Source organism: Mycobacterium sp. UM_11 (assembly GCF_001414075.1).
Taxonomy (GTDB): domain Bacteria; phylum Actinomycetota; class Actinomycetes; order Mycobacteriales; family Mycobacteriaceae; genus Mycobacterium.
Window position 1 is genome coordinate 19,659 of the sequence record NZ_LATC01000025.1, and the last position, 20,857, is coordinate 40,515.

Consider the following 20,857-nt stretch of genomic DNA (forward strand, 5'->3'; position numbering starts at 1 on the left):
GCCTTAACGGTCGCGTCGGGCCCGATCTACCGGGTAGCGTCGGGGGATACATGGCGGGACAGCACGACGAACGGCGAACAGGAAGTAGGCCCTGAGGCACCATGGCGCGCATCGGAGACGGCGGTGACCTGCTGAAGTGCTCCTTCTGCGGGAAGAGCCAGAAGCAAGTCAAGAAGCTCATTGCTGGTCCCGGTGTGTACATCTGCGATGAGTGCATCGATCTCTGCAACGAGATCATCGAAGAGGAGCTCGCCGACGCCGACGACGTCAAGCTCGACGAACTGCCCAAGCCCGTTGAGATCCGGGAGTTCTTGGAGGGCTACGTCATTGGCCAGGACACCGCCAAGCGGACCCTGGCCGTCGCGGTGTACAACCACTACAAGCGCATCCAGGCCGGGGAGAAGGGCCGCGACTCCCGGCACGAGCCGGTCGAGCTGACCAAGTCCAACATCCTGATGCTGGGCCCGACCGGCTGCGGCAAGACCTACCTGGCCCAGACGCTCGCCAAGATGCTCAACGTGCCGTTCGCCATCGCCGACGCCACCGCGCTGACCGAGGCCGGGTACGTCGGTGAGGACGTCGAAAACATTCTGCTCAAGCTCATTCAGGCCGCCGACTACGACGTCAAGCGGGCCGAGACCGGCATCATCTACATCGACGAGGTCGACAAGATCGCCCGCAAGAGTGAAAACCCGTCGATCACCCGTGACGTCTCTGGCGAGGGCGTGCAGCAGGCGCTGCTGAAGATCCTGGAGGGCACGCAGGCGTCGGTTCCCCCGCAGGGCGGCCGCAAGCACCCGCACCAGGAGTTCATCCAGATCGACACCACCAACGTGCTGTTCATCGTCGCGGGGGCGTTCGCCGGCCTGGAGAAGATCATCTACGAGCGCGTCGGGAAGCGCGGCCTGGGCTTCGGCGCCGAGGTGCGCTCGAAGGCCGAGATCGACACCACCGACCACTTCGCCGAGGTCATGCCCGAGGACCTGATCAAGTTCGGCCTGATCCCGGAGTTCATCGGCCGGTTGCCGGTGGTGGCCTCGGTGACCAACCTGGACCGGGAGTCGCTGGTCAAGATCCTCTCGGAGCCCAAGAACGCTCTGGTCAAGCAGTACACCCGGCTGTTCGAGATGGACGGCGTCGAGCTCGAGTTCACCGACGACGCGCTCGAGGCGATCGCCGATCAAGCCATCCATCGCGGCACGGGCGCTCGCGGTCTGCGGGCCATCATGGAAGAGGTCCTGCTGCCGGTGATGTACGACATCCCGAGCCGCGACGACGTCGCCAAGGTCGTGGTGACCAAGGAGACCGTGCAGGACAACGTGCTGCCGACGATCGTGCCGCGCAAGCCGTCGCGCACCGAGCGCCGCGACAAGAGCGCCTGACACTTCGGTCGAGCGCGCATCGGGTACTAGATGCGCATGCCGACCGTCGCTGGCTCCCCCACCCCGATCCCGCGCCGGCTGACGCGCGCGCTGGACCTGCTGAACTTCCTGTTGGCCGACGTTCGCGACGGGCTGGGTCCCTACCTGTCGGTCTACCTGCTGCTGGCCCATCACTGGGACCAGGCTTCGATCGGCTTCGTCATGGCGGTCGGCGGGATCGGGGCGATCGTCGCGCAGGCGCCGGCCGGCGCGCTGGTGGACCGCAGCACGGCCAAGCGGGCGCTGATCATCGGCGGCGCGTTGACCGTCACCGCAGGGTCGTTGGCGATGCCGTTGTTCCCCGGCCTGTACTCGATCTCGGTGTTGCAAGCGATCACCGGGATAGCCGGCTCGGTCTTCGCCCCAGCCCTCGCCGCGATCACCCTGGGCGTCGTCGGTCCCCGCTTCTTCTCGCGGCGGATCGGGCGCAACGAGTCGTTCAACCACGCGGGTAACGCGTCGGCCGCCGCCATCACCGGCGGGCTGGCCTACTTCTTCGGGCCGGTGGTGGTGTTCTGGGTGCTCGCCACCATGGCCGCCGCCAGTGTGCTTGCGACACTGCGGATTCCGCGCGACGCGATCGACCATGACGTCGCCCGGGGCATGGATCACGTGCCCGGGGGTCCGCACGAGACACCGTCGCGTATGGCGGCGCTGCTGCGCAACCCCAGGCTGATGATCTTCGCCGCGACCGTGGTCGCCTTCCACTTCGCCAACGCCGCGATGCTGCCCCTGGTCGGCCAGTTGCTGGCGCTGCACAACAAGGACGTCGGGACCGCGCTGATGTCCGGCTGCATCGTGGCCGCGCAGGTGGTCATGGTGCCGGTGGCGTACCTGGCCGGGGCCAAGGCCGATTCGTGGGGCAGGAAGCCGATCTTCCTGCTCGGCTTCGCCGTCCTCGCCGCGCGAGGGTTTCTCTATACCCTGTCCGGCAATCCGTACTGGCTGGTCGGCGTGCAGCTGCTGGACGGAGTCGGGGCCGGCGTGTTCGGTGCGCTGTTTCCCCTCGTGGTGCAGGACGTGACGCACGGCAGCGGCCGGTTCAACGTCAGCCTCGGCGCAGTGACGGCGGCGACCGGGATAGGCGCCTCGGTGTCCAACCTCGTCGCGGGCCGAATCGTGGTGGCCGCCGGTTACAACGCCGCCTTTGCCTTCCTCGGAGCGCTCGCCGGCGCGGGGTTTTTGCTCTACCTGATTGCGATGCCGGAAACGGCGCCAAGGGAATTGGACGCCGCCGCGCGAAAGTGACCAATACCACAGTTTTGAACCGTCCGCACCACCCTCCCCGCGCTGACTTCGGCTTTAGGGGTAAAACCGCTGCATGCGATGGATTAGAGACGCTCATTCTTCCCTCAGAGAAGTGCCATAATTGGCATTACTAGTGACACTCAAGCTCGAGCGCGCGGGAGTCGCTGCAACGGCGCGTAACCTCAATCTCCAGCGAAAGTGCCTATCCGGTTAACCAATGGAAGGCGGATACGTGGATCCGAACGGCAGCGGAGCCGGCTCTGATTCTCACGGCGGGTCGTCCCAGAACGGAGCGCCTGCCCGTAACGGGTCCGAACGTCAGCGCCTCGAACAGGTAGTCATCCGCTTCGCCGGGGACTCCGGTGACGGCATGCAGCTCACCGGTGACCGGTTCACGTCGGAGGCAGCGCTTTTCGGTAACGACCTGGCGACCCAGCCGAACTACCCGGCCGAGATCCGGGCCCCCGCAGGCACGTTGCCCGGGGTGTCGTCCTTCCAGATCCAGATCGCCGACTACGACATCCTGACCGCCGGTGACCGCCCCGACGTGCTCGTCGCGATGAACCCCGCGGCGCTCAAGGCCAACATCGGCGACCTGCCGCGCGGCGGCATGGTGATCGCGAACTCCGACGAGTTCACCAAGCGCAACCTGACCAAGGTGGGTTACGTCACGAACCCGCTGGAGTCCGACGAGTTGTCCGAATACGTCGTGCATTCCGTCGCGATGACCACCCTCACGCTGGGCGCGGTCGAGGCGATCGGCGCGTCGAAGAAGGACGGCCAGCGGGCCAAGAACATGTTCGCGCTGGGGCTGCTGTCCTGGATGTACGGCCGCCCGATCGAGACCAGCGAGAAGTTCATCCGGGAGAAGTTCGCCCGCAAGCCCGACATCGCCGAGGCGAACGTGCTGGCGCTCAAGGCGGGCTGGAACTATGGCGAGACGACCGAGGCGTTCGGCACCACCTACGAGGTGTCCCGGGCGACCTTGCCGTCCGGTGAATACCGGCAGATCTCCGGCAACACGGCCATGGCCTACGGCATCGTCGCGGCGGGGCAGCTGGCCAACATCCCGGTGGTGCTCGGCAGTTACCCGATCACGCCGGCGTCGGACATCCTGCACGAGCTGTCCAAGCACAAGAACTTCAACGTCATCACCTTCCAGGCCGAGGACGAGATCGGCGGCATCTGCGCCGCGATCGGCGCCTCGTACGGCGGGGCGCTCGGCGTCACCAGCACGTCGGGTCCCGGCATCTCGCTGAAGTCCGAAGCGCTGGGCCTCGCGGTGATGACCGAGCTGCCGCTGCTGGTCATCGACGTTCAGCGCGGCGGCCCGTCGACCGGCCTGCCGACCAAGACCGAGCAGGCCGACCTGCTGCAGGCGCTGTACGGCCGCAACGGCGAGTCGCCGGTGGCGGTGCTGGCGCCGAGTTCGCCGTCCGACTGTTTCGCCATCGCGATCGAGGCGGTGCGCATCGCGGTGTCGTACCACACCCCGGTGATCGTGTTGTCCGACGGCGCGATCGCCAATGGCTCGGAGCCGTGGCGGATTCCGGACGTCGGGACGCTGCAGCCGATCAAGCACACGTTCGCCAAGCCGGACGAGCCCTTCCAGCCCTACAACCGCGACCCCGAGACGCTCGCGCGCCAGTTCGCCGTCCCGGGCACCCCGGGCCTCGAGCACCGGATCGGTGGCCTGGAGGCGGCGAACGGCTCGGGTGCCATCTCCTACGAGCCGGTCAACCACGACCTCATGGTTCGGTTGCGGCAGGCCAAGATTGACGGCATCACGGTGCCCGACCTCGAGGTCGACGACCCCAGCGGGGAAGCCGAGCTGCTGCTGATCGGCTGGGGCAGCTCGTACGGCCCGATCGGCGAAGCCTGCCGGCGCGCGCGGCGCAAGGGCGTCAAGGTCGCGCACGCCCACCTGCGTCACCTCAGCCCGTTCCCGGCCAACCTGGGCGACGTGCTGCGGCGCTACCCGATGGTGGTGTGCCCGGAAATGAATCTGGGCCAGCTGGCGCTGTTGCTTCGGGGCAAGTACCTGGTCGACGTGCAATCGGTCAGCAAGGTCCAGGGTGTGGCGTTCCTCGCCGACGAGATCGGGCGCGTCATCCGCGCCGCGATCGGCGGCACGCTGGCCGAAATCGAGCAGGACAAGACGATGGTCGCCAGAATGGCGGCAGCGACGGTTGGAGCGGGAGCTATCGAATGACCGACCTGGTGGGAAATCTGGCGGGCACCGACCTCGGGTTGACGCCCAGGTTGAAAAAGAACGACGGTGTCCCCGCGACGGATCAGCCGCAGAAGGGCAAGGACTTCACCAGCGACCAGGAGGTCCGCTGGTGCCCGGGTTGCGGCGACTACGTCATCCTCAACACCATCCGCAACTTCCTGCCCGAGCTGGGACTGCGCCGCGAGAACATCGTGTTCGTCAGCGGCATCGGGTGCTCGAGCCGCTTCCCGTACTACCTGGAGACCTACGGGTTTCACTCCATTCACGGCCGCGCGCCGGCCATCGCGACCGGTCTGGCGCTGGCCCGCGAGGACCTGTCGGTGTGGGTGGTCACCGGTGACGGCGACGCGCTGTCGATCGGCGGCAACCATCTGATCCACGCGCTGCGCCGCAACGTCAACATCACGATCCTGCTGTTCAACAACCGGATCTACGGGCTGACCAAGGGCCAGTACTCGCCGACGTCGGAGGTCGGCAAGGTCACCAAGTCGACTCCGATGGGGTCGCTGGACCACCCGTTCAACCCGGTGTCGCTGGCGCTGGGCGCCGAGGCCACGTTCGTCGGCCGCGCCCTGGACTCCGACCGCAACGGGCTGACCGAGGTGTTGCGCGCCGCCGCCGAGCATCGCGGCGCCGCCGTCGTCGAAATCCTGCAGGACTGCCCGATTTTCAACGACGGCTCCTTCGACGTGCTGCGCAAGGAAGGCGCCGAGGAGCGGGTGATCAACATCCGCCACGGCGAGCCGATCACCTTCGGCGCCGACGGCGAGTACTGCGTCGTGAAGTCCGGCTTCGGCCTCGAATTCGCCAAGACCGCCGACGTTTCCGTGGACGAGATCATGGTGCACGACGCGCACACCGACGACTCCGCCTACGCCTTCGCGTTGTCCCGGCTCTCCGATCAGAACCTCGACCACACCGTGCTCGGCATATTCCGGGACGTCAGCCGGCCCACGTACGACGACGCGGCGCGCTCGCAGGTGCAGGCCGCGCGCGCCGCCAAACCGTTCGACGACGCCGCCCTGCAATCGCTGCTGCGTGGGCGCGACACCTGGACCGTCGACTGACGTGGGCGAAAAGAGTTCGCTTGCCGGGGTGGTGCTCGCCGGCGGCGCATCGCAACGGATGGGCCGCGACAAGGCCAGCCTCCCCGTCCCCGCCTCCGCGGGTTCCGACGCGACCACGATGGTCGAGCACGTCGTCGGCGTCCTGCGACAGCGCTGCGACCCCGTCCTGGTGATGGCCGCCCAGGGGCAGCCGCTGCCCGAACTCGAGGCGCGCGTGATGCGCGACGAGCTGCGCGGCCTGGGGCCGCTGCCGGCGACCGGACGCGCATTGCGCGCGGCGGCCGAGGCCGGCGCCCCGCTCGCCTTCGTCTGCGCCGTCGACATGCCTTTCCTGGCAGTCGAACTCATCGACGACCTCACCCGCAGGGCGCAGGAGACCGGCGCGGAGGTGGTGCTGCCGTGGGACGGCCAGGACCACTATCTCGCCGCGGTGTACCGGACCGACCTGGCCGACCGGGTCGACGCCTTGGTGGCGGCGGGGGAGCGCAAGATGCGCGCCCTGGTGGACGCCTCGGACGCGCAGCGCATCGTCACGACGGATTCGCGGTCGTTGACCAACGTCAACACCGACGCCGAGCTGCGCGCCCTCGCGCGGCCCCGCGGCTAAGGGCACCCCGACCCGGCCCGTGCGGGGCCGGATGAAATCCGGGTAAACCCCTGTAACGCGTCGCCCATGCCTGGCGAATGGCAAGCCGCCGTGGCGATTTCGGCTTTGCCAAACGAAATGCCAAGTCTGGTCAATAAATTGGTCTTCAAGCTCGGCGATGCTTGGCGACGGCCCGGGCGCACCGAAATCGCCAGACCGCATGCGTGACGATCGCGGAACCGCCGCCCCGACAGCGTATTTCGCTATTTCACCCGACATGGCGGCAACGCGCCACGACGGGTGTGCGTTATTTGAACAATGCAAGTTAAGCGGTGGCGCAAGGCAATTCGCTCGTATGTTCGTCCCGGGTGTGTGACGTAAACCCGTAACTTGTTGTAGTGTGCGGTGCTTCGCAGCGGCGGAATCGAGTCCGGTACGGCCGCAAGGTTGTAAACGCCTGGGGCAAATACGTGGGCCAGTTCACAAAATGGGCGTGATTCGGCTCACGCTGTGAAAGCTTTTGCATTTGTTGGGTACTCGCCGGAATCGCGTGGCTGACCTGCCAAAAGTGCGAGGCTACCGCGTCGTGATCACCCCGTTACCGAACGGAGATATCCGTTTTCCGAAGATGACGAATGCCGTCGGGTCTCGTACGGTCCCTGTTAGCCCGCAACGGGTTACGGAAGAGTAACTGAAAACAGAATCACGGACCCGCGTGTGAGCGGGGCCGCGGACGGCGAAGTCTTGTCCGTGGCCGGCGGTAGCACTCCGCCGGGCGATTCCAGCCCACCGCTGTCGTGCCAGGACAAGCCGGCACGTCCCGAAGCAGGTATTCCGCACCAATCAAACACCGTCAGCCCACCCGAGTGGGCTTGCTTTGGCGCGCGCGCACCGCGAAAGGAAAGATATTGAAGAACGTCCGTAAGACGCTCGTTCTTGCCGCGGTCACGGGCACCCTCGTGACCATCCCGTCGGCCAGCGCCAGCGCGGAGCCCACGGGTTTCGACCCCAACATGGCGCCCGCCGCGGCGCCGGACGTCCCGCCGCCCCCGGCCCCGGACGCCCCGCCGGCTCCGGACGCGCCTCCGCCGCCCCCGGCGCCGGACGCGCCGCCGCCGGCCCCCGCGGCCTTCGACCCCAACGTGCCGCCGCCTCCGGGCCCGGACGTGCCGCCGCCCCCGCCGGTGAGGGCGTACAGCGTCAACTGGGACGCCATCGCGCAGTGCGAGTCGGGTGGTAACTGGGGGATCAACACCGGGAACGGCTTCTCCGGTGGCCTGCAGTTCACCTCGAGCACCTGGCACGCCAACGGCGGCAGCGGTTCGCCCCAGAACGCGAGCCGTGAGGAGCAGATCCGGGTGGCCGAGAACGTGCTGCACTCGCAGGGCATCGGCGCTTGGCCGGTCTGCGGCCGTCGCGGCTGATCATCGGACAACGCAGTAATAAGTAGTGCCGGACCACGGGCCCGGCACTACTTATTTGTGGGAGGGGTAGCGTCGGGCCCGTGACCGCAACGCCGCGCGAATTCGACATCGTGTTGTACGGGGCGACCGGCTTCGTCGGGAAGTTGACCGCCGAATACTTGGCGCGGTCGGCGCCCGGCACGCGGGTCGCGCTGGCCGGCAGGTCAACCGAGCGGTTGCGCGCGGTCCGGGACACCCTGGGCGAGTCGGCGCAGTCCTGGCCGCTTGTCACCGCCGACGCGTCATCGCCCTCGACGCTCGACGAGATGGCGGCCCGCACCCAGGTCGTCATCACCACGGTCGGGCCCTACACCCGCTACGGGCTGCCGCTGGTGGCCGCCTGCGCCGCCGCGGGCACCGACTACGCCGACCTGACCGGTGAGCCGCCGTTCATCCGCGACAGCATCGACTCCTACCACAAGCAGGCCGCCGATACCGGCGCCCGCATCGTGCACTGTTGCGGATTCGACTCCGTTCCTTCGGATCTCACCGTGTACGCGCTGTATCTCGCGGCCCGCGGCGACGGTGCGGGGGAGCTGGCCCGCACCGACTTCGTCGTGCGCTCCATGTCCGGCGGGCTGTCGGGCGGCACCATCGCGTCGCTGCTGGAAGTGTTGGACACGGCGTCGCGCGATGCCGACGAGCGTCGCCGGCTCTCGGACCCGTACACGCTGAGCACCGATCGCGCCGCCGAACCGGATTTGGGCCGCCAGCCCGACCTGCCCTGGCGTCGAGGCAGTGACATCGCGCCCGAACTGGCCGGGGTGTGGACCGGCGGATTCATGATGGCACCGGTCAACACCCGAATCGTGCGGCGCAGCAACGCATTAATGGACTGGGCCTACGGCAGGCAGTTCCGGTACAGCGAAAGCCTGAGCCTGGGCTCGTCGCCCCTGGCGCCGGTGGGATCCGCCGTCCTGAGCGGCGTGGGCAACGCCGGCATGGAACTGGGCAGCCGTTATTTCCGGCTGCTGCCCCGCAAGCTGCTGGAACGCATCCTGCCTAAGCCGGGTACCGGTCCGAGTGAGGCGGCGCGCGAGCGTGGCTACTACCGGATCGAGACCTACACCACCACGACCACCGGCGCGCGGTACGTCGCACGCATGGAGCAACGCGGCGATCCCGGTTATAAGGCGACCGCGGTGCTGTTGGGGGAGTGCGCCCTTGCGCTCGCGTTCGACCGCGACAAGCTGTCGGCGCTGCGCGGCGTCCTCACGCCCGCGGCCGCGATGGGTGACGCGCTGCTTGACAGGTTCCCCGCCGCCGGTGTGACCTTGCAGGTCGACCGGCTGGGGAAGTGACCCGGCTCACCTGCAGTTTGGGCACTTACATTCAGGTGAGCGGCGCTCCCTAGAATTGACGGGTGACCGCCAGCCGCAGCCCCGCCACCGACCTGCCCAAGTCGTGGGATCCCGCTGCCGCCGAAGACGCGATCTACCAGAAATGGCTCGACGCGGGCTACTTCAAGGCCGACGCGGCCAGCGCCAAGCCCGGCTACTCGATCGTGCTGCCCCCGCCGAACGTCACCGGCAGCCTGCACATGGGTCACGCGCTCGAACACACCATGATGGACGCCCTGACCCGTCGTAAGCGGATGCAGGGATACGAGGTGCTCTGGCAGCCGGGCACCGACCACGCGGGCATCGCGACCCAGAGCGTGGTGGAACGGCAGCTCGCGGTCGACGGGAAGACCAAAGAGGACTTCGGCCGGGAGCTGTTCGTCGACAAGGTGTGGGACTGGAAGCGGGAGTCCGGCGGCGCCATCGGCGGGCAGATGCGCCGGCTGGGCGACGGGGTGGACTGGAGCCGCGACCGGTTCACCATGGACGAGGGCCTGTCGCGGGCGGTGCGAACGATTTTCAAGCGGCTCTACGACGCCGGGTTGATCTATCAGGCCGAGCGGCTGGTCAACTGGTCCCCGGTGCTCGAGACCGCGATCTCCGACCTCGAGGTCAACTACCTCGACGTCGAAGGCGAGCTGGTGTCGTTCCGCTACGGCTCGCTCGACGATTCGCAACCCCACATCGTGGTCGCCACCACCCGGGTCGAGACGATGCTGGGCGACACCGCCATTGCGGTTCATCCCGACGACGAGCGCTACCGCCACCTGGTGGGCACCACCTTGCCGCACCCCTTCGTGGACCGTCAGCTCCTCATCGTCGCCGACGAACACGTCGACCCCGAATTCGGTACTGGCGCGGTCAAAGTCACCCCGGCGCACGACCCCAACGACTTCGAGATCGGGCTGCGGCACCAGCTGCCGATGATCTCGATCATGGATACCAAGGGCCGAATCGTCGACACCGGAACGCAATTCGACGGCATGGACCGCTTCGAGGCCCGGGTGGCGGTGCGCGAGGCGCTGGCCGGGCAGGGCCGCGTCGTGGAGGAGAAACGACCTTACCTGCACAGCGTGGGCCATTCCGAGCGCAGCGGCGAGCCGATCGAACCGCGGCTATCGCTGCAATGGTGGGTGCGGGTGGAATCGCTGGCCAAGGCCGCCGGTGACGCTGTTCGCAACGGGGACACCGTCATTCACCCCGCCAGCCTGGAGCCACGCTGGTTCGCCTGGGTCGACGACATGCATGACTGGTGCATCTCCCGGCAGCTTTGGTGGGGACATCGCATCCCGATCTGGTACGGGCCGGACGGCGAACAGGTGTGCGTCGGGCCCGACGAGACGCCGCCGGAGGGCTGGGAGCAGGACCCGGACGTGCTGGACACCTGGTTCTCGTCGGCCCTGTGGCCGTTCTCCACGTTGGGCTGGCCGGAAAAGACTCCAGAGCTGGAAAAGTTCTATCCCACAAGCGTTTTGGTGACCGGATACGATATCCTGTTTTTCTGGGTCGCCCGGATGATGATGTTCGGCACCTACGTGGGCGGCGACGACACGATCACGCTCGACGGCCGTCGCTCCCCGCAGGTGCCGTTCACCGATGTGTTCCTGCACGGCCTGATCCGCGACGAGTTCGGCCGCAAGATGAGCAAGTCCAAGGGCAACGTCATCGACCCGCTGGACTGGGTCGAAATGTTCGGGGCCGACGCGCTGCGGTTCACGCTGGCCCGCGGCGCCAGCCCCGGCGGTGACCTCGCCGTCAGCGAGGACGCCGTCCGCGCGTCGCGCAGTTTCGTCACCAAGTTGTTCAACGCCACCCGGTTCGCGCTCCTGAACGGTGCGCGTCCGGCGCCGCTGCCCGATCTCGCCGACCTCACGGACGAGGACCGCTGGATCCTGGGACGGCTGGAGGAGGTTCGTGCCGAGGTCGATTCGGCGTTCGACGTCTACGAGTTCAGCCGGGCCTGCGAGGCGCTCTACCACTTCACCTGGGACGAATTCTGTGACTGGTACGTCGAATTGGCGAAGACACAGCTGTCCGAGGGGATCACGCACACCACCGCCGTGCTGGCCGCGGTGCTGGACACGCTGCTGCGGCTGCTGCACCCGGTCATCCCGTTCGTCACCGAGGCGCTGTGGCAGGCGCTGACCGGCGGGGAGTCGCTGGTGATCGCCGACTGGCCGGCGCCGTCCGGCATCGCGCTGGATGCCGTTGCCGCGCAACGCGTCAACGACTTGCAGCGGCTCGTCACCGAGGTCCGCCGGTTCCGCAGCGATCAGGGGCTGGCCGATCGGCAGAAGGTGCCGGCCCAGTTGGCCGGCGGCGGCCACTTGAGCGCACAGGTGATGGCCCTGACCTCGCTGACCGCGCCGGGTCCGGATTTCAATCCCTCTGCGTCCCTTGAGGTTCGGGTTGGCGCCAACACCATGGTCGTCGAAATCGACACCTCGGGCACCATCGACCTGGCCGCCGAACGCCGCCGCCTGGAGAAGGACCTCGCCGCGGCGCAGAAGGAGCTGGCGTCCACCACCGCCAAACTGGCCAACGAGGACTTCCTGGGCAAGGCCCCGCAGAACGTCGTCGACAAGATCCGGGACCGCCAGCGGGTGGCCCGGGAGGAGACCGAGCGCATCAACGCCCGGCTGGCTGCGCTGCAATGACGTCCGAGCAGCCCGACTGGGCACCTGCCACGGGCCTGGCGCCCACCCCGGACGAGATCGCCGCCCTGCTGCAGGTCGAGCACCTGCTGGATCAGCGCTGGCCGGAGACGAAGCTCGAACCGAGCCTGACCCGGATCAGCGCCCTGATGGACTTGCTCGGCTCACCCCAACTGGCCTATCCCTCGATCCACATTGCCGGCACCAACGGAAAGACTTCGGTGGCGCGGATGGTGGACGCGCTGGTGACCGCGCTGCACCAGCGCACCGGGCGGACCACCAGCCCGCACCTGCAATCGGCGGTCGAGCGCATCGCCCTCGACGGACGGCCGGTCACCCCCGCCCAATACGTGGCGACCTACCGGGAGATCGAACCGTTCGTCCAGATCGTCGACGCCCAGTCGCAGGACGCGGGCGGCCCGGCGATGAGCAAGTTCGAGGTGCTGACGGCGATGGCGTTCGCGGCGTTCGCCGACGCGCCCGTCGACGTGGCGGTGGTCGAGGTCGGCATGGGCGGGCGCTGGGACGCCACCAACGTGGTCAACGCGCCGGTGGCGGTCATCACGCCCGTGGGCATCGACCACGTCGAATACCTCGGCGGCGACCTTCCCGGCATCGCCGGCGAAAAGGCCGGCATCATCACCAAAGCGCCCGAGGGCGCACCCGACACCGTCGCGGTCATCGCCCGGCAGGCGCCCGAAGCGATGGAGGTGCTGCTGGCCCAGGCCTTGCGCGCCGACGCCGCGGTGGCCCGCGAGGGATCGGAGTTCGCGGTCCTGGGCCGCCAGATCGCGATCGGCGGCCAGGTGCTCGAACTGCAGGGCCTCGGCGGGGTGTACCCGGACATCTACCTGCCGCTGCACGGGGAACACCAGGCCCACAACGCGGTGGTGGCACTCGCGGCCGTGGAAGCCTTCTTCGGCGCCGGCGCGCAGCGGCAACTCGACGTCGAGGCGGTGCGGGCCGGTTTCGCCGCCGTCACCAGCCCCGGCCGGCTCGAACGCATGCGCAGCGCGCCCACCGTGTTCATCGACGCCGCCCACAATCCGGCCGGCGCGGCCGCGCTGGCGCAGACGCTGGGCGACGAATTCGACTTCCGATACCTGGTCGGCGTCCTCAGCGTGATGGCGGACAAGGACGTGGACGGCATCCTCGCCGCCCTGGAGCCGGCGTTCGACGCCGTGGTGGTGACCCATAACGGGTCCCCGCGGGCGCTCGACGTCGACTCGCTCGCGGTGGCGGCCGCGGCGCGGTTCGGACCCGAGCGGGTCACCACCTCCGAGAACCTGCGCGACGCCATCGACGCCGCCACCGCGCTGGTCGACGACGCGGCGACAGACGGGGCGGCCTCCGACTTCTCCGGCACCGGGGTCGTCATCACCGGCTCGGTCGTCACCGCCGGGGCGGCGCGGACCCTGTTCGGTCGTGATCCGGAATGACCGAGGAAGACCCGGCCCCGCCGGCCGACCCGTGGCGCAGCTTCGGCGCGGTGATGGCCGCCACGCTGCTCCTGGAAGCGATCGTGGTGCTGCTGGCGATCCCCGTGGTGAGCGCGGTCGGCGGCGGGCTGACCTCGGTGTCCCTGGGCTACCTGGTCAGCGTGGCCGGGCTGCTCATCGTGCTGGGCGGGGTGCAGCGCAAACCCTGGGCGATCTGGGTGAACCTGGCCGCTCAGCTGCTCCTGCTCGCCGGCTTCGCGGTGTACCCCGGCGTGGGATTCATCGGGGTGCTGTTCACCGGCCTGTGGGCCTTGATCGCGTACTTCCGGGCCGAGGTGCGGCGCCGGCAGCCGTAGGGCCCGGTCGCCGCCCGGCCGATCGGCGCCCGGTTCTGTACGCTGTCCGCCGTGACCGAACGGACCCTGGTACTGATCAAGCCGGACGGCGTCGAGCGGCAGCTGGTGGGGGAAATCATCAGCCGCATCGAGCAGAAGGGCCTGACCATCGCCGCGCTGGAGCTTCGGCGCGTCGGCGGGGACCTGGCCGCCGCGCATTACGCCGAACACGAAGGCAAGCCGTTCTTCGAATCCCTGCTGGAGTTCATCACCTCGGGACCGGTGGTGGCGGCGATCGTCGAGGGACCGCGCGCGATTGCCGCATTTCGGCAGCTCGCGGGCGGTACCGACCCGGTCGAGAAGGCCACGCCCGGCACCATTCGGGGCGATTTCGGGCTGGAGACCCAGTTCAACCTCGTGCACGGGTCGGACTCGCCGGAGTCCGCAAAGCGCGAAATCGCGCTCTGGTTTCCCGACGCCTAACGACCCAGCTAACGGCGCGCTGACGGCCGGTTTGCTCGGGGGCGGCTTGGCTCGCCGAGTGATGTGGGATACTGACGGAGGGTGAACGTCGCCGGACCGGTGTCGGACACCCGAATGAAGACTTAGACAAGCGCGATCATCGCCACCGGCGTTGGTGCGCGGCATGTCAGGCCATCATTCAGCACGGCGCCGAGTGCGTTCCCCGCGAACCGCTCGGGGCGAGACCATCACAAGTCCGGGGGAAGCCACCCGGACCCATAGCGAAGCCCTCGCGTGGCCGCGTCGCAAGGACGCGCCCGGGGGCTTGAGGAGAATACGTGGTAGACGGTGCACCATCTGCAGAGTCATCCGAAGAGCCGACCGGGCACGACGAACTGCCGGACCGCCTGAGAGTTCATTCGCTGGCACGAACGCTGGGAACCACCAGCCAGCGGGTGCTGGACGCGCTGAGCGCACTCGACGGGCGGGTGCGCAGCGCGCACTCCACCGTCGACCGCGACGACGCCGTCCGGGTGCGCGATCTGCTGGCCGCCCAGCCCGACGGCGGCGCCGAAAGCGCCGCCGACGCCGTGAGCGCTGCAAACGCCGAGGCCGCGGCCGAGGAACCCGAATCCCGGTTGATGCTGGAGACCGCGACCGAGCGGCCGCATTACATGCCGCTGTTCGTCGCCCCGCAGCCGATACCGGAAGGCGAGGACGACGCAAGCGCCGACGAGGGCTCCGATTCGGACTCCGACTCCGACGATTCCGACGCCGACGACGAAGACGACGAGCAGGCCGATCGGCCGGCCAACCGGCGCCGCCGCCGAGGGCGCCGTGGCCGGGGCCGCGGCCGCGGTGAGCAGGGCGGATCCGACAGTCAAGACGGCGGTGAGGACGACGAGCCGCAGCAGCGGGGCCAGAAGGCCGGCCGCGACGATTCCGCCGACGCCGATGCCGAGGACGACGACGACTCCGACGACTCCGATGCCGGTGACGACGGCTCCGCGGAGGGCGGCAACCGCCGTCGCCGCAGGCGCCGGCGTCGCAAGTCGGGTGCGGGCGGCGACGATGGCGACGAATCGCCGTCCCCGGACGACCCGCCGAACACGGTCGTGCACGAGCGGCCGCCCCGCAACGGCAAGAACGGCGGCGACGGCTCGTCGAACGCCGAGATCAAGGGCATCGACGGCTCCACCCGCCTCGAGGCCAAGCGGCAGCGGCGCCGCGACGGCCGCGACGCCGGGCGCCGCCGCCCGCCGGTGCTGACCGAGGCGGAGTTCCTGGCGCGCCGGGAGGCCGTCGAACGGATCATGGTCGTGCGCGACAGGGTCCGCAGCGAGCCGCCGCATCAGGGGGCGCGGTACACCCAGATCGCGGTGCTCGAGGACGGCATCGTCGTCGAGCACTTCGTGACGTCGGCCGCTTCCGCCTCGCTGGTCGGCAACATCTACCTCGGGATCGTGCAGAACGTCCTGCCCTCGATGGAGGCGGCGTTCGTCGACATCGGCCGCGGCCGCAACGGCGTGCTCTACGCCGGCGAGGTCAACTGGGAAGCCGCCGGGCTGGGCGGGTCGGACCGCAAGATCGAACAGGCGCTCAAGCCGGGCGACTACGTCGTGGTCCAGGTCAGCAAGGATCCCGTCGGGCACAAGGGCGCCCGGCTGACCACCCAGGTGTCGCTGGCCGGCCGCTACCTGGTCTACGTGCCCGGCGCGTCGTCGACCGGGATCAGCCGCAAGCTGCCCGACACCGAACGGCAGCGGCTCAAGGAGATCCTGCGCGAGGTGGTCCCGTCCGACGCCGGGGTGATCATCCGCACGGCGTCCGAGGGCGTCAAAGAGGACGACATCCGCAACGACGTCACCCGCCTACAGGAGCGCTGGAAGCAGATCGAGGCCAAGGCGGCGGAGATCACGGGTAAGGCCGCCGGCGCCGCCGTCGCGCTCTACGAAGAGCCCGACGTGCTGGTCAAGGTCATCCGCGACCTGTTCAACGAGGACTTCGCCGGCCTGGTCGTCTCCGGCGACGATGCATGGACCACCATCACCGAATACGTGAATTCCGTTGCGCCCGATCTAGTTTCGAAGCTCAGCAAGTACGAGCCGCCCAGCGGGTCGGAGGGTCAGCCGGGTCCGGACGTGTTCGCGGTGCATCGCATCGACGAGCAACTCGCCAAGGCGATGGAGCGCAAGGTGTGGCTGCCCTCGGGCGGCACGCTGGTGATCGACCGCACCGAGGCCATGACCGTCGTCGACGTCAACACCGGCAAGTTCACCGGCTCCGGCGGCAACCTCGAACAGACCGTCACCAAGAACAACCTGGAGGCGGCCGAGGAGATCGTCCGGCAACTGCGGCTGCGCGACATCGGCGGCATCGTGGTCATCGACTTCATCGACATGGTCCTCGAGTCCAACCGCGACCTGGTGTTGCGACGGCTGACCGAGGCGCTGGCCCGGGACCGCACCCGCCATCAGGTGTCGGAGGTGACGTCGCTGGGACTGGTCCAGCTGACCCGCAAGCGGTTGGGCACCGGGCTGATCGAGGCCTTCTCGACGTCGTGCACGCACTGTGGCGGCCGCGGGATCGTGCTGCACACCGACCCGGTGGACTCGGCGCCGTCGAACGGGCGCAAGTCCGAGGGCGGTGGACGCCGCGGCAGGCGCTCGAAGAAGAACCGGGCCGAGGAGCCGGTGGTGGCCAAGGTGCCCGCGCACGCCCCGGGCGAGCACCCGATGTTCAAGGCCATGGCCGCCGGCGGCCCCGGGCAGACCGGCCGTGCCGACGAGGAATCCGACGAATCCGCCGTGGAAGCCACCGACGAGCTCGACGAGCAGAAGCGGCGCGACCTGGCCGACGTGGAGGACACCGAGGACACCGAGCAGGAGGACTTCGAGGAGTCCGACGACAGCGATGACGACACCGACGAAGACGACGAGCTCGACGACGAGGACGACGAGGCCGACGACGAGGACGAGGACGAGGACATCGACGACGAGGAAGACCTCGGCGATGACGACGACGACCTCGAGATGGACGACGACGACCTGGACGTCGAGGACGACGACTCCGAAGACTCCGACTCCGACGGCGGAGACGGCGGGCCGGCGTTCGGGCGTCCGCGTCGGCGCCGCGCGGCGGGCAGGCCGGCCGGCCCTCCCATCCACGCGGACTGACCTGACCCGGTTTGACCCTGTAGCCGCTGGTCAAGTACCCTAGGACAGTTGTCGCCAGGCCGGTTGGGCTTTGGCCGGTGACGGCGGGACTCCCGGGCAGTCGGCGCGGACCCGCAACCAAGACCCACCACGCGCACCGCCGGTGGCTCGCGCGCGAAGCGCCGGCCAAGCGGCTGAGCAGAGGAAAGAAGGCAGGAGCAACGATGGCGACCTACGCAATCGTCAAGACGGGCGGCAAGCAGTACAAGGTCGCCGTCGGGGACGTGGTCAAGGTCGAGAAGCTCGACTCCGACCCGGGCGCGAACGTGTCGCTGCCCGTCACCCTGGTGGTGGACGGCGCGAAGGTGACCACCGACGCCGCCGCACTGGCCAAGGTCGCGGTGACCGGCGAGGTGCTCGAGCACACCAAGGGCCCGAAGATCCGCATCCACAAGTTCAGGAACAAAACCGGCTACCACAAGCGTCAGGGACACCGTCAGCAGCTGACGGTCCTGAAGGTCACCGGAATCAAGTAGCGGGAGGCGACAAGAATGGCACACAAGAAGGGCGCTTCCAGCTCGCGCAACGGTCGCGATTCCGCAGCCCAGCGGCTGGGCGTGAAGCGATTCGGCGGCCAGATCGTCAAGGCCGGCGAAATCATCGTTCGCCAGCGTGGCACCAAGTTCCACCCCGGCGTGAACGTCGGGCGCGGCGGTGACGACACGCTGTTCGCCAAGGCGGCGGGGGCCGTCGAGTTCGGCGTCAAGCGCGGACGTAAGACCGTCAACATCGTCGCGGCCGGCCAGACCGCCGACTGACCACCGCGAGCGTGCGCTCACCGCTGAGAATCATCCCGAATTCGGCAGTGAGTACACGTCGGGCGGTTGGGAGGACCCTCGATGCCCCGGTTCGTCGATCGCGTCGTCATCCACGCGCGTGCGGGCTCCGGCGGTAACGGCTGCGCGTCGGTCCATCGCGAGAAATTCAAGCCACTGGGTGGTCCCGACGGCGGCAACGGCGGCCGCGGCGGCAGCATCGTGTTCGTCGTGGACCCGCAGGTGCACACCCTGCTGGACTTCCACTTCCACCCGCACGTCACCGCGCCGTCGGGCAAGCAGGGGATGGGCAACAACCGTGACGGCGCGGCCGGTGCGGACCTGGAAGTCAAAGTCCCCGACGGCACCGTCGTGCTGGACGAAAACGGCCGGCTGCTGGCCGATTTGGTCGGCGCGGGCACCCGTTTCGAAGCCGCGGCCGGCGGCCGTGGCGGCCTGGGCAACGCGGCGCTGGCGTCGCGCGCCCGCAAGGCCCCCGGCTTCGCGCTGCTCGGCGAGCAGGGCGAAACGCGGGACCTGACCCTCGAACTCAAGACCGTCGCCGACGCCGGCCTCATCGGTTTCCCCTCGGCCGGCAAATCCTCACTGGTGTCGGCGATCTCGGCCGCCAAACCCAAGGTCGCGGACTACCCGTTCACCACGCTGGTGCCGAACCTGGGCGTGGTGTCGGCGGGTGAGCACACCTTCACCGTCGCCGACGTGCCGGGCCTGATCCCCGGCGCTTCCCAGGGCCGCGGCCTGGGCCTGGATTTCCTTCGCCACATCGAGCGCTGCGCCGTGCTGGTGCACGTCGTCGACTGCGCCACGGCGGAGCCGGGCCGCGACCCGATCTCCGACATCGAGGCGCTGGAAGGCGAACTCGCCGCGTACAAGCCCACCCTGCAAGGGGATACGACGCTGGGCGATCTCGCGGAACGGCCCCGGGCGGTGGTGCTCAACAAGATCGACGTGCCAGAGGCGCGCGAACTCGCCGAGTTCGTCCGCGACGAGATCGCCGAGCGCGGCTGGCCGGTGTACCTGGTATCGACGGTCTCCCGAGAAGGGTTGCAGCCCTTGATATTCGGCTTGTGGCGGATGATCTCGGAGTACAACGCGGCCCGGCCGGCGATCGTGCCGCGGCGCCCGGTCATCCGTCCGGTCCCGGTCGACGACAGCGGCTTTGCCGTAGAGCCGGACGGCGAGGGCGGCTTCCTCGTCACCGGCGCCCGGCCGCAGCGATGGGTCCGCCAGACCAACTTCGACAACGACGAAGCCGTCGGTTATCTCGCCGATCGACTGGCCCGGCTGGGCGTCGAGGAGGAGTTGCTGCGCCTCGGCGCGCAACCCGGCTGCGCCGTGACGATCGGGGACATGACGTTCGACTGGGAGCCGCAAACGCCTGCGGGACAACACGTTGCGATGTCCGGCAGGGGCACGGACGTTCGGCTGGAACGCAGCGAACGCACCGGCGCCGCCGAGCGCAAGGCGGCCCGGCGGCAGCGCCGAGAGCGCGGCGACGACCCCGGTGAGCGGTCGTGAGTGCGCATCGCGAAGCCGTCCGGACCGCGCGCAGCCTGGTCGTCAAGGTCGGGACCAACGCACTGACGACGGCGGCCGGTGTGTTCGACGCCGGGAGGCTGGCCGGGCTCGCCGACGCCATCGAGTCGCGGATGAAGGCGGGCACCGACGTCGTCATCGTGTCGTCGGGCGCCATCGCCGCCGGTATCGAGCCGCTCGGATTGACCCGGCGCCCCAAGGATTTGGCGACCAAGCAGGCCGCGGCCAGCGTCGGGCAGGTCGCGCTGGTGAACGCGTGGAGCGCGGCGTTCGCCCGCTACGGCCGTACGGTGGGGCAGGTGTTGCTGACCGCGCACGACATCTCGATGCGGGCCCAGCACACCAACGCCCAGCGCACTCTGGACCGGTTGCGCGCCCTGCGCGCGGTCGCGATCGTCAACGAAAACGACACGGTGGCCACCAACGAGATCCGGTTCGGCGACAACGATCGGCTTTCGGCGCTGGTGGCTCACCTCGTCGGCGCCGACGCCCTGGTGCTGCTCTCCGACATCGACGGCCTGTACGACTCCGATCCGCGAAAAACCAAGGGCGCGAGATTCATTGCGGAAGTGTCCGGCGCGGCGGACCTGTCCGGTGTCGTCGCGGGCCCGGGCAGCGACCTGGGCACCGGCGGGATGGTGTCGAAGATGTCGTCGGCCTTGCTGGCCGCCGACGCCGGGGTGCCGGTCCTGCTGGCCGCCGCGGACGACGCCGCGACCGCCCTCACCGACGCCTCGGTCGGCACGGTGTTCGCCGCACGACCCGCGCGGATGTCGGCCCGGCGCTTCTGGGTCCGCTACGCCGCCGAGGCCGCCGGGGTGCTGACCCTCGACGAGGGCGCCGTGCGCGCGGTGGTGACCCAGCGCCGCTCGCTGCTGGCCGCCGGGATCACCGCGGTGGCGGGCCGGTTCTACGCCGGCGACGTCGTCGAACTGCGCGGACCGGACGCGGCCATGATGGCCCGGGGCGTGGTGGCCTACGACGCCGCCGAACTGGCGACCATGATCGGCCGGTCGACCTCCGAGCTGCCGGGCGAGCTGCGCCGGCCCGCCGTGCACGCCGACGACCTGGTGGCGGTCTGA

16 protein-coding genes are annotated in these 20,857 nt (G+C 68.9%); all 16 read left to right on the plus strand.

The window, feature by feature from the left end; all coding sequences use genetic code 11:
• Positions 1 to 101: 101 nt before the first annotated feature.
• The 16 genes from clpX (at position 102) to proB (ending at position 20,857) form a co-directional block, all read left to right on the plus strand.
• Complete coding sequence (gene clpX, locus WU80_RS09010) at positions 102 to 1,382, plus strand: ATP-dependent Clp protease ATP-binding subunit ClpX (RefSeq protein ID WP_055400128.1); 1,281 nt, start codon at positions 102 to 104, stop codon at positions 1,380 to 1,382.
• Between the two features lie 36 nt (positions 1,383 to 1,418).
• Positions 1,419 to 2,669, plus strand: coding sequence for an MFS transporter (locus WU80_RS09015; RefSeq protein ID WP_156349432.1), 1,251 nt, complete (start codon positions 1,419 to 1,421; stop codon positions 2,667 to 2,669).
• Positions 2,670 to 2,901: 232 nt separating this feature from the next.
• Positions 2,902 to 4,881: a 2-oxoacid:acceptor oxidoreductase subunit alpha gene (locus tag WU80_RS09020; RefSeq protein ID WP_156349431.1), complete on the plus strand. Its 1,980-nt coding sequence runs from the start codon at positions 2,902 to 2,904 to the stop codon at positions 4,879 to 4,881.
• Positions 4,878 to 5,969 (plus strand): 2-oxoacid:ferredoxin oxidoreductase subunit beta, encoded by a 1,092-nt coding sequence (locus WU80_RS09025; protein WP_055400122.1) that lies wholly within the window; start codon positions 4,878 to 4,880, stop codon positions 5,967 to 5,969. The genes WU80_RS09020 and WU80_RS09025 overlap by 4 nt, the downstream gene beginning before the upstream one ends.
• 1 nt (position 5,970) lies before the next feature.
• Entirely contained in the window at positions 5,971 to 6,576 is a 606-nt protein-coding gene (gene mobA / locus WU80_RS09030) for a molybdenum cofactor guanylyltransferase (RefSeq protein ID WP_082459726.1), read from the plus strand.
• A gap of 887 nt (positions 6,577 to 7,463) precedes the next feature.
• Entirely contained in the window at positions 7,464 to 7,979 is a 516-nt protein-coding gene (locus WU80_RS09035; protein ID WP_055405749.1) for a transglycosylase family protein, read from the plus strand.
• 80 nt (positions 7,980 to 8,059) lie between these two features.
• Complete coding sequence (locus WU80_RS09040) at positions 8,060 to 9,319, plus strand: trans-acting enoyl reductase family protein (RefSeq protein WP_055400120.1); 1,260 nt, start codon at positions 8,060 to 8,062, stop codon at positions 9,317 to 9,319.
• Between the two features lie 62 nt (positions 9,320 to 9,381).
• Entirely contained in the window at positions 9,382 to 12,015 is a 2,634-nt protein-coding gene (locus WU80_RS09045) for a valine--tRNA ligase (protein ID WP_055400118.1), read from the plus strand.
• Positions 12,012 to 13,451, plus strand: coding sequence for a folylpolyglutamate synthase/dihydrofolate synthase family protein (locus tag WU80_RS09050; RefSeq protein WP_055400116.1), 1,440 nt, complete (start codon positions 12,012 to 12,014; stop codon positions 13,449 to 13,451). Before WU80_RS09045 ends, WU80_RS09050 begins: the two co-directional genes overlap by 4 nt.
• Complete coding sequence (locus tag WU80_RS09055) at positions 13,448 to 13,807, plus strand: DUF4233 domain-containing protein (protein ID WP_055400114.1); 360 nt, start codon at positions 13,448 to 13,450, stop codon at positions 13,805 to 13,807. The genes WU80_RS09050 and WU80_RS09055 overlap by 4 nt, the downstream gene beginning before the upstream one ends.
• A gap of 51 nt (positions 13,808 to 13,858) precedes the next feature.
• On the plus strand, positions 13,859 to 14,269 hold the full coding sequence (ndk, locus tag WU80_RS09060; RefSeq protein ID WP_055400112.1) for a nucleoside-diphosphate kinase: 411 nt from the start codon (positions 13,859 to 13,861) through the stop codon (positions 14,267 to 14,269).
• Between the two features lie 317 nt (positions 14,270 to 14,586).
• The gene (locus tag WU80_RS09065; protein WP_082459725.1) at positions 14,587 to 17,424 is read left to right on the plus strand and encodes an Rne/Rng family ribonuclease; all 2,838 of its coding nucleotides are present in this window, start codon (positions 14,587 to 14,589) and stop codon (positions 17,422 to 17,424) included.
• A gap of 203 nt (positions 17,425 to 17,627) precedes the next feature.
• Entirely contained in the window at positions 17,628 to 17,939 is a 312-nt protein-coding gene (rplU, locus tag WU80_RS09070; RefSeq protein WP_007169506.1) for a 50S ribosomal protein L21, read from the plus strand.
• A 15-nt stretch (positions 17,940 to 17,954) separates the two neighbouring features.
• Entirely contained in the window at positions 17,955 to 18,221 is a 267-nt protein-coding gene (gene rpmA / locus WU80_RS09075; protein WP_055400110.1) for a 50S ribosomal protein L27, read from the plus strand.
• 81 nt (positions 18,222 to 18,302) lie between these two features.
• The gene (gene obgE / locus WU80_RS09080; RefSeq protein WP_055400108.1) at positions 18,303 to 19,757 is read left to right on the plus strand and encodes a GTPase ObgE; all 1,455 of its coding nucleotides are present in this window, start codon (positions 18,303 to 18,305) and stop codon (positions 19,755 to 19,757) included.
• Positions 19,754 to 20,857: a glutamate 5-kinase gene (gene proB / locus WU80_RS09085; protein ID WP_055400107.1), complete on the plus strand. Its 1,104-nt coding sequence runs from the start codon at positions 19,754 to 19,756 to the stop codon at positions 20,855 to 20,857. The genes obgE and proB overlap by 4 nt, the downstream gene beginning before the upstream one ends.